This is a genomic window from Rhizobium sp. WSM4643, assembly GCF_025152745.1.
In the GTDB taxonomy this organism is placed as follows: Bacteria; Pseudomonadota; Alphaproteobacteria; order Rhizobiales; family Rhizobiaceae; genus Rhizobium; species Rhizobium leguminosarum_I.
Window position 1 is genome coordinate 2787966 of sequence record NZ_CP104040.1, and the last position, 13837, is coordinate 2801802.

The following is a 13837-nucleotide window of genomic DNA, read 5'->3' on the forward strand; positions in this document are numbered from 1 at the left end:
AACCCGCCAAATAGCCTGTCACCTTCGGACCGCTACGCCAAAGATCTCCTTTCGAAAGGCCGCCCGGCACACCCTCTCCTCCCTCATTCCTGTGCTCGTCACAGGAATCCAGCCACCGCGCGTCTGCGCGGTGAATGACTTACGCCAAGAGAGAAGAGTCTTCTTCGCCCAAGGACTTTGGGCGCACTGGATTCCTGTGACAAGCACAGGAATGAGGAAGAGTTGGAGACCGCGGCGGCTAATTCACCACCGCCGTAGCGCGCTTATTCCATCGGCACCGCAACGAACCGCAGATCGCCATTCGCCGACGCGATCATCAGTTGGGCGTTGCGGCGGCCTTCCTGTTTCAGCGCCTGCACCTTGGCGGCGACCGCATCCGGTGACTTCATGAACTCCTGCGCCACCTCGACGATCACATCGCCGGGCTTCAGCCCCTTCTCGGCGGAAGCGGAGCCGGGCGTCACCTCTGTCACGACGACGCCGTCGACGCTCTCGGCGATGCCGAAGGCCTTGCGCGTCTCGGCGCTCAACAGCGACAGCGACAACCCGAGCACGTTCTTCGGCGTTGCCGCATCCGGCGACACCTGGCCCTTATGCTGGTCGGGCGTACCCGGCGCTGGTTGGGCCTGATCGCCGGTGTCAGGCTGGTCCATGTCGTTGTTCTCGCCGGGATCCGGGGTGATCACGCCATTATCCTGCGAGCCATCGGGCGCCGCATCGTCGGATGTCGCCGCCTGATCGCTGTCCTCGAGCCGGCCGAGCTTCACCTTGACGGTCTGCTCCTTGCCGTCGCGCAGCACCACCACGTCGACTTCCTTGCCGACCGTGCTTTCCGCCACGACGCGCGGCAGGTCGCGCATTTCGCTGACGGTCTTGCCGTCGAATTTCAAAATGACGTCACCCGCCTTGATCGAGCCGTCGTCGACGGGGCCACCCTTGATGACGCCGGCGACCAGCGCGCCCTTTGCGGTGTCGAGCCCCAGGCTGTCGGCGATATCGTCGGTCACCGGCTGGATGCGCACGCCGAGCCAGCCGCGCCGCGTCTCGCCATATTCGCGCAGCTGGTCGACGACGCCGGAAGCAAGCTCCGACGGCACCGAGAAGCCGATGCCGATCGAGCCGCCGCTCGGCGAAATGATCGCCGTATTGATGCCGATCACTTCACCCTTCATATTGAACAGCGGCCCGCCGGAATTGCCCTTGTTGATCGCCGCATCCGTCTGGATGAAATTGTCGTAGGGACCGGCATTGATGTTGCGACCGCGCCCGGAAATGATGCCGACCGTCACCGAACCGCCGAAGCCGAACGGATTGCCGATCGCCATCACCCAGTCGCCGATGCGCATCGTGCTGGAATCGCCGAATTTCACCGATTTCAGCGGCGTCTTCGGCTCGACCTTCAGCACCGAAAGATCGGTTTTCGTATCGGTGCCGATCAGCTTCGCCTTGAGCTTCGAACCATTGGCGAAATTGATCTCGATATCGTCGGCACCCTCGATCACGTGGTTGTTGGTGACGATATAACCGGCCGGATCGATAACGAAGCCTGAACCGAGCGAGCTGACATTGTGGTTGCCGCCCTTGTTGCCCTGCTGCTTGTTGAAGAAATCGTTGAAGAATTCCTGGAACGGCGAGCCGTCGGGCGCGCGCGGCGCCGGGCCTGCACCCTCGTCGTCCTTCACATTCTGCGAGGTCGAGATGTTGACCACGGCATCGAGCAGCCCCTCGGCGAGATCGGCGACCGAAGCCGGACCGCTGTTGGGCACGACGGCCTGGGCCGGGGCCGTCTGCTGCGGGGCGGGAGCAGCCGTTTCCGGTGCAGCCGCGGCCGGCGGTGTGGGTGTCGGAGCAGTCGTTTCCCGAGTAGCCGGAGCAGGTGTCGTAACCCCAGGTGTGGTCGTCTGAGGCGCGGCTTGGGCATACGCGACCCCGTTCATGCCGGCATGCGCAAGAATTGCAGCGCTGGCCATAAGCGCGAGCGTTCGTCTGAAGGGCGAGCGAATCGTGGGGGCCATCAAGCTTCCTCATAGGGGGGTACATGCGCACATTGAGCACCAGCATAAGGCGGAATGATGGAGGGCGAAATCACCTTTTCGCGAAATCCCCGTGCAATGTGACGTGGCCTCGCAAAAGCCAAATTATCTCGACTATTCCACGAAAAAAGGGCCGGCACTCGGGCCAGCCCTTCCATGATTGTCGGGATGCGAATGGCATCCTTTGCCGTTAGTTCGCCGGCTGGGCGGGAGCTGCGGGAGCAGCCGCGCCGGGAACTGCCGCAGCCGGTGCGGCAGGATTTGCCGGTGGCTGCAAGCTGCCGGCGGCATTATCGAAATAGCGGAAGAATTCCGAATTCGGCGACAACACCAGCGTCGTGTCCTGCGACGAGAGAGCAGAGGAATAGGCCGCCATCGAGCGATAGAACTCGAAGAAGGCTGGATCCTTGCTGAAGACTTCGGCAAAGACGCGGTTGCGGTCCGCATCGCCCTGGCCTCGAAGGATTTCCGCATCGCGCTGGGCGCCTGCGGTGAGTTCGACGACCTGACGGTCGGCGATGGCCCGGCGCCGCTGGCCTTCCTCATTGCCCTCCGCACGGATACGCTCGGCCTCGGCGAGGCGTTCCGAACGCATGGCATTATAGGTGTTGGGAGCAACTTCCGGTGAAAGGTCGGTGCGGCGGATGCGAACGTCGTCTATATGCAGGCCGAGGTTTTCGGCATCTGTGCGCAGATCGTCGCGAATCTCCAGCATCATAGCGACACGCTCTTCCGAGAGCGCAGCATTGTAGTCACGCAGACCGTACACGCGGCGAAGCGATGAATCGAGCTGCGCCCTCAACCGCGCTTCCGCGGCTTCGCGATCGCCCGATACTGTTTCGCGGAAACGGCGAACATCCGAGATGTTATAGATCACGAAGGCATCGACATCGAAGGTCTGGCCGTCCTGGACCTGAACGCGGATATTATCGAGATCGAGCCGCAACGCCTGCTTTTCGACCAGCTGAACCCGGTCGGCATCCATGAAGCCGAAGGGCAGCTTGAAGTAAATGCCAGGCTCGGTCTTGACCGTCTGGATCTGGCCGAAACGGACGACGATGGCCTGCTCGCGCGCATTCACCACGAAGATGGACGAATAGAGCCCGACCAGCACGATGGCGAGGATGAGGAAAATGATGGGAAGTCTGTTCGATGTCATGACTCAACCTCCCTGCTGCGCCGGCTTGCCGAGCTCATTGAGCGGCAGATAGGGCAGGACGCCCTGCTTCTCGTCGATGATGACCTTCCTGGAATTCTTCAGCACCTGCTCCATCGTTTCGAGGTACAACCGCTTGCGGGTCACATCAGGCGCCTTGGAATATTCGTCGTTGATCGCAGTGAAACGCTGCGCTTCACCTTCCGCCTCCTTCACGACACGGTCCTTGTAGGCGGCGGCATCTTCACGGATTCGCGCTGCATCGCCTCGCGCCTGGCCGAGCTTCTGATTCGTGTAGCGATTGGCCTCTTCGATCGTGCTATCGCGGTCACGGCCGGCACGCTGCACTTCTTCGAAGGCATCGGCGACTTCGCGCGGCGGCGCCACGTTCTGGATCGTCACTCCGGTCACGGTCACGCCTGCGCCATAGCGGTTCATCGTGTCCTGCAGGATATTGAGCACATCCACTTCGATCGGCTGGCGATTGCTGCGGAAGGCGTCCTGCGCCGGACGCCGGCCGACGATTTCACGCATGGCACTGTCGGAAACCTGCTGCAGGGTCTCTGCCGGGTTTTCGACATTGAAGAGATAGGCCTTCGGGTCACTCACCGTGTAAAAGACGGCGAACTGCACGTTGATGACGCTCTTGTCGCTGGACAGCATCAGGCCATTCGAAGACGATGCGGAAGTCGCCCCGATGTTCAACTGCTGCACGGTCACCTTGACCGTCTCCACGGTTTCCATCGGCCACAGGTGGAAATGCAGGCCCGGCATCGAAATCTCTTCCTTCGGCTTGCCGAACCGCAGCTCGACGCCGCGTTCGTCCGGCTGCACGACGTAGATGCACTGGATCAGCCAAAAGACGGCGACGATCGCCGCGACGATCACCGCCACGCCGCCGTTGAAGCCGCCGGGAATGATGTTGCGCAGTTGGTCCTGGCCGCGCCGGATGATATCTTCCAGATCGGGCGGTCCGCCCTTGCCGCCACCGCGCGGCCGGTTCGGCCCCTGTCCCCATGGTCCCTGATTATTACCGCCGCCGCCGCCCCAAGGGCCGCCGCCGCCATTCTGATTGCTCCAGGGCATCAAAACCTCGTTGTTCGTTAAGTCTCCACGCATCCGAAACCGTGGGGGCTGACCGGCGGACGCGTTGGTGACCGTTATAGGTATCGCCGCATCGGCTTTCAACGCAGCGTGAGAAACTTGGTCAATTTAATTGGAAAATAGTTCATTTTCAGGCCTGCCGGCGTTCGTAGACGACGAAACGCGTGGGATAGCTGTCCTTTTCGCCGGCCGGAACCGCGATCGCCTCCCCTGCCTGCCAGATGTCGGGATCGATCGCGGGAAACGACGCGTCTCCGTCAAGATTGGCCTCGACATGCGTGATGCACATCCGGTCGGCAAGACCGATCGCCTGGGCATAAACCTGCCCACCGCCGAGAATGCAGATCTCGTCGACGCCGGTTTCGAACGCCAGCCTTTCGGCCGCCTTTATCGCCTCGGGCAGCGAATGTGTCATGCTGACATCAGCATGGTCTATCGCCGCCTGCCGCGAGATGACGACGTTCGGCCGTCCCGGCAGCGGCTTGCCGATCGAATCGTAGGTCTTGCGGCCCATCACCACAGGCTTGCCCAATGTCAGCGCCTTGAAGCGCTTGAGATCGCTGGAAAGCCGCCACGGCATGTCGCCATCGCGGCCGATAATGCCGTTGCGGGCGACGGCGGCGATAATGGTCCTGCGGATGTCGGCCATGAAATATCCCGGATCAGACGGCGATCGGCGCCTTGATGCTGGCATCGGCCTCGTAGCCGATCAGCTCGAAATCGTCGAAGTTGAAACCGAAAATATCCTTCACATCAGCATTGATGCGCATGAACGGCAGCGGTTTCGGCCGGCGCGCCAGCTGCAGCTTCGCCTGGTCGAAATGGTTGTGATAGAGATGGGCGTCGCCGAGCGTGTGGACGAAATCGCCGGACTTCAGCCCGGTCACCTGAGCCACCATCATCGTCAGCAGCGCATAGGAGGCGATGTTGAAGGGCACGCCGAGGAAGATATCGGCCGAGCGCTGGTAGAGCTGGCAGGAAAGCTTGCCGTCAGCCACATAGAACTGGAACAGGCAATGGCAGGGCGGCAGCGCCATTTCGTCCACTTCGGCCGGATTCCAGGCCGAAACGATGTGGCGGCGCGAATTCGGATTGTTGACAATGCCTTTGACCAGATTGGCGATCTGGTCGATATGGCCGCCGCCGGGCGCTGGCCAGGAGCGCCACTGGGCGCCGTAAACCGGCCCGAGATCGCCGTTTTCGTCGGCCCATTCGTCCCAGATCGAAACGCCGTTCTCCTTGAGATAGCGGATGTTCGTCTCGCCCTTCAGGAACCAGAGAAGCTCGTGGATGATCGAGCGCAGATGCAGCTTCTTCGTGGTGAGGACGGGGAAGCCCTCTTCGAGGTCGAAGCGCATCTGATAGCCGAAGACCGAGCGGGTACCGGTGCCGGTACGGTCGCCCCGGTCGGAGCCCTTTTCCATCACATGATTCAAGAGATCGAGATATTGCTTCATGTCGCGCTGATTCCGTTTCGGCTAATTTAAGCCTTCGGAACCGGGAAACCAATCACCGGCGGGCATTTTCCCAAAGTTTCTGATGGGTCGCATAACGCTTTTATGACGTTTGCCCTTTCCATGGGCTGAGGAAACCACTATATCACCCCTGCCGGCTTTCGGGCCGGCTATGGCGATAAATGAGCGGTGTAATAAACCTATTGGACCCGGGGGCGGTACCCGGCGCCTCCACCAAAAACCGGCGGTCTCAAAGGCCGGCTTTTGATGGGGGCGAAACAGGATCGACAAGGGTGTAAAGATCGTCTTTTTGCTCGGCATTGTACCGCCGTTATCGGGCTAAAATTGTAGTTGCAAACGACAACTATGCGGAAGCTCGTCTCGCTGCTTAATCGCGGTGTGACACTTCAATCAAAGTCCTAGTGGTTCGCACCTCTAGGCGGGGTCCGAAGGCACCTGGCAACAGAAGCCTTCACCTTCTCCCTGCCGCCGAAATCATGTATGCTGCATAAAAACGTGACTCGGCTCCGGTCTTTCCCAAGGCGCCCGGACGTGGCATACAACCTTGTGAAAAGACTCCGAACCGACGAAAGACAGGAAAAGCATGGGGCAGGATCATATCCGCTACGACATTCTGGCACAGGATGCACTTCGCGGCGTCATCCGCAAGGTTTTGGCGGAAGTTGCAGCCACGGGCCGCCTGCCCGGTGATCACCACTTCTTCATCACCTTCCTCACCGGCGCGACCGGCGTGCGGATCTCCCAGCACCTGAAGTCGAAATACCCCGAGCAGATGACCATCGTCATCCAGCACCAGTTCTGGGACATGAAGATCACTGAAACGCATTTCGAGATCGGCCTTTCCTTCTCGGACGTTCCGGAAAAGCTGGTCATCCCATTCAATGCGATCCGCGGTTTCTACGATCCCTCCGTCAATTTCGAGCTCGAATTCGATGTGCCTCTCGCCGACGGAGAGGAATTGCCGTCCGGCGAAATCACTGCCTATCCGGTGGATGCGGCCGGAAAACCCGACGACGCCGCGGGCGCAAAACCCGCCGACGGCGAAGAGAAAAAACCGGGCTCCGTCGTCTCACTCGACTCCTTCCGCAAGAAGCAGTGATCTCAAGGGAGGCTTTGCCTCCCTTTTTCATAGGAATCGAGAGCCATGAGCGCCGAAATCGTCAACCTGCGGCAGTTCCGCAAGAAGCAGGCCCGCACCGAACAGGAAAAACAGGCCGAGCAGAACCGCATCTCCTTCGGCCGCACAAAGGCCGAAAAGCAACTGACTCGCAGCCAGAACGACAAGGCAGACAAGGCTCATCGTGACGGCCGGATCGAAACCGGTGACGACGGCGCATGACGGCTTCACGCAAAGCTTTAAGAGCCGGAATGGATTCTGCGATCAGCCACTTGCGCGATCGCCTTGAATCTATCTCTAAACCCCAACCAAGATCTGAAACAGCCCGTCGTGATCCGTAAGCATTCGGCGACACTACACGGCCATCGCACCAGCTTCTCGCTCGAAGATGAATTCTGGGCCGAACTGAAGACGATCGCCGCAAGCCGTTCGATCCCGCTCGCTACCCTGATTTCCGAAATCGACGACCACCGCCCTACGGACAGCAATCTCTCCTCGGCGCTGCGGCTGCATGTGCTCTCGTGGCTGAAGGCCGCAATTCAGGCAAGGTGACGCGCAACGTGGCCGCGCGTCATTGAGAGTGTCGTTGCAAAGCTCAGTCCGTGATCGCCGACAGGATGGGACCTCCCTTCGGCGCCTGCACCAGGATGGCCGTTTTCAGCCCTGATTCCGACAAAGGAAGGGGAAAGGAAGCCTTCGATCCATTCCATATTCCCAAGCGATCGAGACGATGCACGACATGGGTATGCGGCAGGGTGTTGCCCTCATTCTCGCCACGCGCCACCGGAACGGATTCGATGCGCGGATCATAACGAACGAGCCAGACGTCGGCCGCGTTCGCGACATTGGAGGTTCCGCCAATCTCGATGCGATCATGATCAAGTGCGAGGCTCGGCCCTTTGGGCGGTCGCGCCTGGGATAGTAGCGCCTCGACGTCGGAAAGACGGTTGCCGACTGTGGTTGTCGTGCCGTTCACCACCATTTGCGGCGTGAAGGGACCAGCTTGCCGCAGCGCCGGCTCGTAATCGACCTGCCGTTGCGTATATTCCGGTTTCCCGTAGGTGTCCTTCCACCCGAGATAATCCCAATAGGTCACCGAAAAGCTCAGCGCCAGCACGTCCGGGCGGCTGCTGATCTTGATGAGATTGGCGTTGGCCGGTGGGCAAGACGAGCAGCCCTGACTGGTGAACAGCTCGACAACCGTCGGTGATCGATCGGCGGCAAATACCGGCATCGTGGTCGTGACGGCAGCAAGAGTTGATGCGATCGTTGCAGCGATCTTTCCCCGCTGGTTCATGTTGGCGCTCCCTTTTCAAACGGCTTCGATGTTGGAACTACCCAACCCGATATGTTTGATTTCGCTATGAGGGGGCAGTTTGTTACGCCGTCACGTCAACGTGATCGTCGTAACGGCCGATCAACCGGCCGCGCCGGAGAGAACAAGGCAACTCGCCGAGAAAAGAGCAGCCGTGGCTGTGACACGCTTTATTGCGCCTGAACGCCGGGCACCTGATCGAAATTGAGTTGGCCGGGCTGCGACTGCTCCCCACGACGCGCTGCCTCGGCTGCTGCTCTTGCCTGCGCATCCGCCTTCTCCTTCGCTTCAGCCGCAACACGTGCGGCCTCCGCCTCGGCGGCGGCCCTGCGTTCGGCCGCCTCCTGCGCCAGTGCACGCAGCCGCTCTTCCTCCGCCTGCCGTTGTTGCTCGATCTCGGCCGCCTTGATGCGCTCGGCGTCGTTGAACCGATAGAGCGCCACCTCGCGACGCAGCCGCTGTTTTTCGAGCACGATCGCCTGCAGCCGCTCGACCCGCCGGCGCTCGCGCTCGAAGGCGCGCAGCGACAGGTAGCTGGTGATATCGGTCACATCCATCGTCTTGCCGGGCGACGGCAGCATCCCGGAAAAATTCAGCTTGAGCGCCGGCTCGGCGCCGGAAAGCGCTTCGGTTCCCGGATTGAACCCGACACCTAGCGTCGCGCTGACCCGCTCTTCCGGCAGGGCGATCTGCGCATCGGCGGTGATGCGGGCGAGATCGTTGGCGACGGTGACATTCTGCACCCTCAGCGTCCCGTCGGTGATGTTGAAGGGAACGCCGAGCGGCGGCAGCTTCGCCTCGCCGTTGCTGAGCAGTGTTTCGATGATCGGATGCACCTTGCCGGCATTGATCTGCTCCTGCATCGTATCGGTCGCGGCAAGCAGCGGCGGAAGGATGGCAAGGTTCAGCCCGCGTATGCTGGTATCGCCGAGCCTCAGTTCGCCGGAACCATTGAGCGAGCTGGCGATCTCGCCGATCGTCTTGCCCGAGGCCTCCATCGACAGCGACAATCCGAACTTGCCGTTGGCGATCGGCGCGCCGTCGCGCAGCCAGACGACGCCGGAAAGATCGGAATCGGCAAGCGCAAGCTTCGTCTGCAGGAAGCCGGTGCCGTTGGCATTGGTGAAGAACAGGTTGCCGGAAAGCTTTCCGCCGTCCCAGTTGCCGGCCATGTCGTTGAGCTGCAACTCGTCGCCCTTGTAGGCGACGTTGCTGGTGAAGTCCGACACCGCCGTTTCCGGCAGGCCCGGCCAGAACTGCTTGGCCGTCAGCTTTACGTTGACGTCGAGATCCTTGAAGACGGGCAGCCCCAGCGGCGCCGTCGCCAGCTGTCCGTTGGCGGGATCGACGATCTGGCCGAATACCGCCTCGCCGAGCCAGCCGGCATCGGCCTTAGAGAGCGTCAGGCCGCCGCTCGCTGTCGTCTTCGCAGCCTTCCGGTCGAGGGTCAGCGCACCTGAAAATTCGTTGTCGGCCGCATGCCCCTTAAGATCCGAAAGGACGATCTTGTCGCTATCGACGGCTGCATTGACTTGCAGGCCGAGCGGCAGCCCGGATCCGGTCTGCGGCAGGGCGATGCCGTTCATGATGAGATAGGGGTCGATATCGGCGCTGTCGAGCGACAGTGCGATCTGGCCGTTCATGAAGCTCTCCGGCCGGACATCGACCTTGCCATTGGCCATGAACGAGGTCCGGTCGGTCGCAAAGCTCAGCGCCGCATCAGCGGGATCGTTGCCCGATGCCTTCACCTTGAGCGTCAGGCGGCCATTGGCCCCGACATCGACCGGCAGCGGGTCGAGCCCGGCCTGACCGAACAGGATGGACGGCACGGCGTTTTCGAGCGTCGCCTCGAGGCTCGTCGTGCCGTTGCCGGTCAACGCCAGGAGGTCGGACATGCGGTAGTCGAGATTGACGCGGCTGCCGTTCGCCACGCCGGCAAGCGTCACGGTCAGCGCGTTGCCCTCGTCGCCGCCGAGCGTCAGTGCGCCGCGCAGGGCCGTATTGCCGTACCAGCCGGCATTGCGCACCAGCCGGTCAAGCACCGGGTGATGCGGCAGGTGCTCGCGCAGCATGGTGAAGAACCCGCCGGGATCGGCCGATTTGAAAGTGATCTCACCGGCGCCTTTGTAATCGAGCAGCGAGCCCTCCGCCCTGCCCGTCGCCGTAAGCTCGGCACCTGCGATATTCTTGATCGACAACCGGTCGACGGCAAGCGCCCCATCGGCGATCGTAAAGGTGGTCTCGACATTCTCAGCACTGACGCCGAAGGCCGTGAACTTATCGGCCTTGAGCTGGGCGGCGATCTTGTGGTCGAGCACGTTATCGCCGGCATCCGGGCCGGTCATGAGCCCGCTCAGCGCCTGCAGCGCGTCGAGATCGAGCGTATCGCCATTCAGCGCCACCGACAACGTCGGCGTCTGGCCGGAGATCGCCTGGCGCTCCAGCCGACCCTTGAGCGTCGCCGGTCCGACGGCGATCTCGAGATTTTCGAAACGCTGCAATTCATGCGTCAGGCTGACATTGGCGGAAAAGCCAGCCTGCCGCAATTGCCGGATGGCCGGATCGACCGAGCCGGCAAGCCAGGAGGCAAGCCCCGTCGGCTGGCTGGAGGCCACCACGATCTGGCCATTGAACGAAGGTTCGCCCTCAAGCAGGAGCTTGCCCTTGCCTTCCACCTGCGTGCGCCCCGGCAGCATGCCGGTGGCGCTGTCGATCATCCAGCCGGTGCCGGCCGGTTCGAGCTCCAACTGCACGTCGCGCAGCGTCGTATCGCCGGCGACGATCGCCGGCAGTTTGACGCTCGCCTTGCCCGGCACCTGCGGGATCGGCACCTGCCGGACGATATCGATCAGCGAATTCAGCCGTTGGCGCGCAGAAACAGCGGGATCCCGTGTCGTCTTGCCCGCCGCGCCCTGATTGCCGATGCGGTTGACGTCGATCTGCTGCCCACCAGCGGTCAACAGGAATTCCGGCGCATTGCCGGTATCGAGCGTCGCCTCGCCGGTTATGACATAGGGATCGTCCGTCGGGCCGATCTCCATCCGGTATTCGGGAATGCGGATGCGTTCATTGGTGAGCTCGAAGCGGCCCTTGACGCGCGGCGGCTGCTCTTTTTTGTTGGCGGGCTTGGCGCTGTTGCGGATTTCGATCGCGGCCGAAAGCTGGCCCTGATAGTTCGGCTTGCTGTCGACGAGCTTCAACTCGCCGTCCAGATCGACGCTGACAGGGTGCTTGTCCGGCGAAAGCCTGGTGCGCATGCGCAGCACCCCCTTCTCGTCCGGCTGACTGCTCGAGATCGAGAAGCCGCCGTGTTCGCCGTCGAGCGCAGCGTCGCCTTCGATGCGCCAGGGACCGGCCAGCGACTTTGCCGACATTTCCGCATTGAGGCCGGTGATGCGACGCGAGCGGCCCGACTGGTCGTCGATGAATTCGACCTCGCCGCCGCTGACATGCACGTTTTCGAGTACGACGGTCCTTGCCGGTATTTCCGCGCGGCTGCCGCGCATCCAGTCGAGCGTGCCGTCCTTGAGCAATCTCAAGCGCACCTTCGGATTGACGATACGCATGTCGAAGATCAGCGCTTCACCCGACAGGAAAGGTGCGAGCTCCGCATCCATGGAGAACTGCTCGACCTTGACTATCGGCGTGCCGTCAGCCTCCTGGCCAACGCGCACGTCATGCAGCGTCACTGATGGAAATGGCAGTAGGCGCGCATCCACCGTGCCGTAGACGGTGACTTTCTTGCCGATAATGCGGCTTGCCTGATCCTCGAAATTCTTGCGGAAATCCGTCCAGTCGATGAACAGCGGCGCAAGCAGCGCCACAAACAGCGCTACGACGATCACTCCCCCCAGAAAGACGAGGAACCGGCCTACCAATGCAAAGCGTCTCCATTCGGGATTCTGTTGCCGACACTAGAGCATGATGCCGAAAAGTGTGAGCGGTTTTCGGACGACATCATGCTCTAACTCTTTATTTGAGAACAGGATTCAGATTTCAGGTTGAGCCGGCCCAACATCATCCTGTTCTAGCGCTATTCATGCCGGGGGCAAGGCCCAACTTCATGAGACCATTCCGTTTTCAGCCATGATGGAAAATCTTGCCGGGATTGAAGATATCGTCCGGGTCGAGCGCCTGTTTCACCTGTCGCATCAGATCCACAGCGCCGCCAAGCTCCTGTTCCAGAAACGCCATCTTGCCTTGCCCGATCCCGTGTTCGCCGGTGCATGTCCCGTCCAGGTCGAGCGCCCGCTGGTTGAGTCGCTGCACGAAGCTCTCAGCCATGGCGATGTCTTCGACGCTTCTGTCGTCGAACAACAGCAGCACATGGAAGTTCCCGTCGCCGGCATGACCGACGATCGGCCCCAGCAGCCCGTGCTCCTCGATATCCGCCTGCGTTTCGGACACACAATCGGCGAGCCTCGATATCGGAACACAGACATCGGTCGAAAGTGCGGCAAGCCCGGGCGCCAGCGCCCTTGCGGCCCAATAGGCATCGTGACGCGCCTTCCAGAGCTTTGTCCGCTCCTCGGCATTGGCGGTCCACAGGAATTCGCTGCCGCCGCATTCGGCCGCGATCTCGGCAAAAGCTGCCGATTGCAGCGGCACCGTCTCGTCGGTGCCGTGGAATTCGAGGAAAAGTGTCGGGCTTTCGGCATAGGAAAGCCCGGAGTAAGCATTGCAGGCCCGCATCTGCACCGTGTCGAGGAGCTCGATGCGCGCCACCGGAATGCCCATCTGGATCGTCATGATGACGGCATCGCAAGCGGCCTTGATGCTCGGAAAGGCACAGGCCCCTCCGGCGATCTTCTGCGGGATCGCCTGCAGGCGCAACGTCACCGAGGTCAGGATTCCGAGCGTGCCCTCGGCGCCGACGAAGAGCCGCGTCAGATCGTAGCCCGCCGAGGATTTGCGTGCGCGCCGGGCCGTGCGGATCTCTTCACCATTGGCGGTGACGGCGGTGACGGCAAGCACATTGTCCTTCATCGTTCCGTAGCGCACGGCATTGGTGCCGGACGCCCGCGTCGAGGCCATGCCGCCGATCGAGGCGTTGGCGCCGGGATCGATCGGGAAGAACAGACCGGTATCGCGCAGGTGGATGTTCAGCGCTTCGCGTGTCACACCCGGCTCGACGGTACAGTCGAGATCTTCGGGATTGACCTCGAGCACCCGGTTCATGCGGCTGAAATCGATCGAAATACCGCCATGGGCGGCATTGATCTGCCCCTCCAGCGAGGTGCCGGTGCCGAATCCGATGACCGGCACCTTGTGGGTCGCACAAGCCCTGACCGCCGCCTTCACATCCTCGGCGCTCTCTGCGAAGAGCACGCCGTCCGGCAGCTGCGGTGGGATATAGGTGGTCGTATGGGCATGTTGTTCGCGGAAGGACTGGCCGGTCTGGAAGCGCTCGCCGAAGCTCTGCTTGAGAATGCTAAGCACGGCGGCGATACCCGCCTCGTTGCGTGTGCCGGCCTTTGCGTCCTTCAGCGCCATCCCTTTGATCTCCCTGCTATTCCGCGGAAACCAGATCGTGTTCCGCAGGTTAGGCTGGGTATGCGGCAAGTCAAAGCGGCTGTCCAGTTAAGATTGGCAGAAGAATTCATTCCCCTTTTGTTGTAGGCGGCTTGTTATAGCCAA

Annotated in this window: 11 protein-coding genes and 1 other RNA gene; 4 read left to right on the top strand and 8 right to left on the bottom strand. The window is 61.5% G+C overall.

Annotated features, from left to right (window positions below; translation table 11 throughout):
• Positions 1-263: 263 nt before the first annotated feature.
• The 5 genes from N1937_RS14115 to N1937_RS14135 form a co-directional block, all read right to left on the bottom strand.
• On the bottom strand, positions 264-2015 hold the full coding sequence (locus tag N1937_RS14115; RefSeq protein WP_222359821.1) for a DegQ family serine endoprotease: 1752 nt from the start codon (positions 2013-2015) through the stop codon (positions 264-266).
• A 208-nt stretch (positions 2016-2223) separates the two neighbouring features.
• Complete coding sequence (gene hflC / locus N1937_RS14120) at positions 2224-3192, bottom strand: protease modulator HflC (RefSeq protein WP_222359823.1); 969 nt, start codon at positions 3190-3192, stop codon at positions 2224-2226.
• Positions 3193-3195: 3 nt separating this feature from the next.
• Positions 3196-4275: an FtsH protease activity modulator HflK gene (gene hflK, locus N1937_RS14125; protein ID WP_017965047.1), complete on the bottom strand. Its 1080-nt coding sequence runs from the start codon at positions 4273-4275 to the stop codon at positions 3196-3198.
• A 148-nt stretch (positions 4276-4423) separates the two neighbouring features.
• Complete coding sequence (locus N1937_RS14130) at positions 4424-4942, bottom strand: dihydrofolate reductase (protein WP_260056429.1); 519 nt, start codon at positions 4940-4942, stop codon at positions 4424-4426.
• Positions 4943-4955: 13 nt separating this feature from the next.
• A complete protein-coding gene (locus N1937_RS14135; RefSeq protein WP_260056430.1) occupies positions 4956-5750 on the bottom strand; it encodes a thymidylate synthase in 795 nt (264 codons plus the stop codon).
• A 111-nt stretch (positions 5751-5861) separates the two neighbouring features.
• Here N1937_RS14135 and ssrA point away from each other — a divergent pair.
• The 4 genes from ssrA to N1937_RS14155 all read left to right on the top strand — a co-directional run bounded on the left by ssrA (position 5862) and on the right by N1937_RS14155 (position 7437).
• Positions 5862-6224: a transfer-messenger RNA gene (ssrA, locus tag N1937_RS14140) on the top strand.
• Positions 6225-6351: 127 nt separating this feature from the next.
• Positions 6352-6867, top strand: a complete 516-nt coding sequence (locus tag N1937_RS14145; RefSeq protein ID WP_003541317.1) for an SspB family protein — start codon at positions 6352-6354, stop codon at positions 6865-6867.
• Between the two features lie 45 nt (positions 6868-6912).
• On the top strand, positions 6913-7107 hold the full coding sequence (locus N1937_RS14150) for a DUF4169 family protein (protein ID WP_260056431.1): 195 nt from the start codon (positions 6913-6915) through the stop codon (positions 7105-7107).
• 108 nt (positions 7108-7215) lie between these two features.
• On the top strand, positions 7216-7437 hold the full coding sequence (locus N1937_RS14155; protein ID WP_064246068.1) for a ribbon-helix-helix domain-containing protein: 222 nt from the start codon (positions 7216-7218) through the stop codon (positions 7435-7437).
• A gap of 43 nt (positions 7438-7480) precedes the next feature.
• Here N1937_RS14155 and N1937_RS14160 read toward each other — a convergent pair whose 3' ends face one another.
• The 3 genes from N1937_RS14160 to N1937_RS14170 form a co-directional block, all read right to left on the bottom strand.
• Complete coding sequence (locus N1937_RS14160; RefSeq protein WP_162115996.1) at positions 7481-8182, bottom strand: DUF1223 domain-containing protein; 702 nt, start codon at positions 8180-8182, stop codon at positions 7481-7483.
• A gap of 188 nt (positions 8183-8370) precedes the next feature.
• The gene (locus tag N1937_RS14165) at positions 8371-12078 is read right to left on the bottom strand and encodes an AsmA family protein (protein WP_260056432.1); all 3708 of its coding nucleotides are present in this window, start codon (positions 12076-12078) and stop codon (positions 8371-8373) included.
• Positions 12079-12280: 202 nt separating this feature from the next.
• Positions 12281-13693 carry an FAD-binding oxidoreductase gene (locus tag N1937_RS14170; RefSeq protein WP_260056433.1) on the bottom strand — a complete coding sequence of 471 codons (1413 nt, stop codon included), beginning with the start codon at positions 13691-13693 and terminating at the stop codon, positions 12281-12283.
• Between the last annotated feature and the right edge of the window lie 144 nt (positions 13694-13837).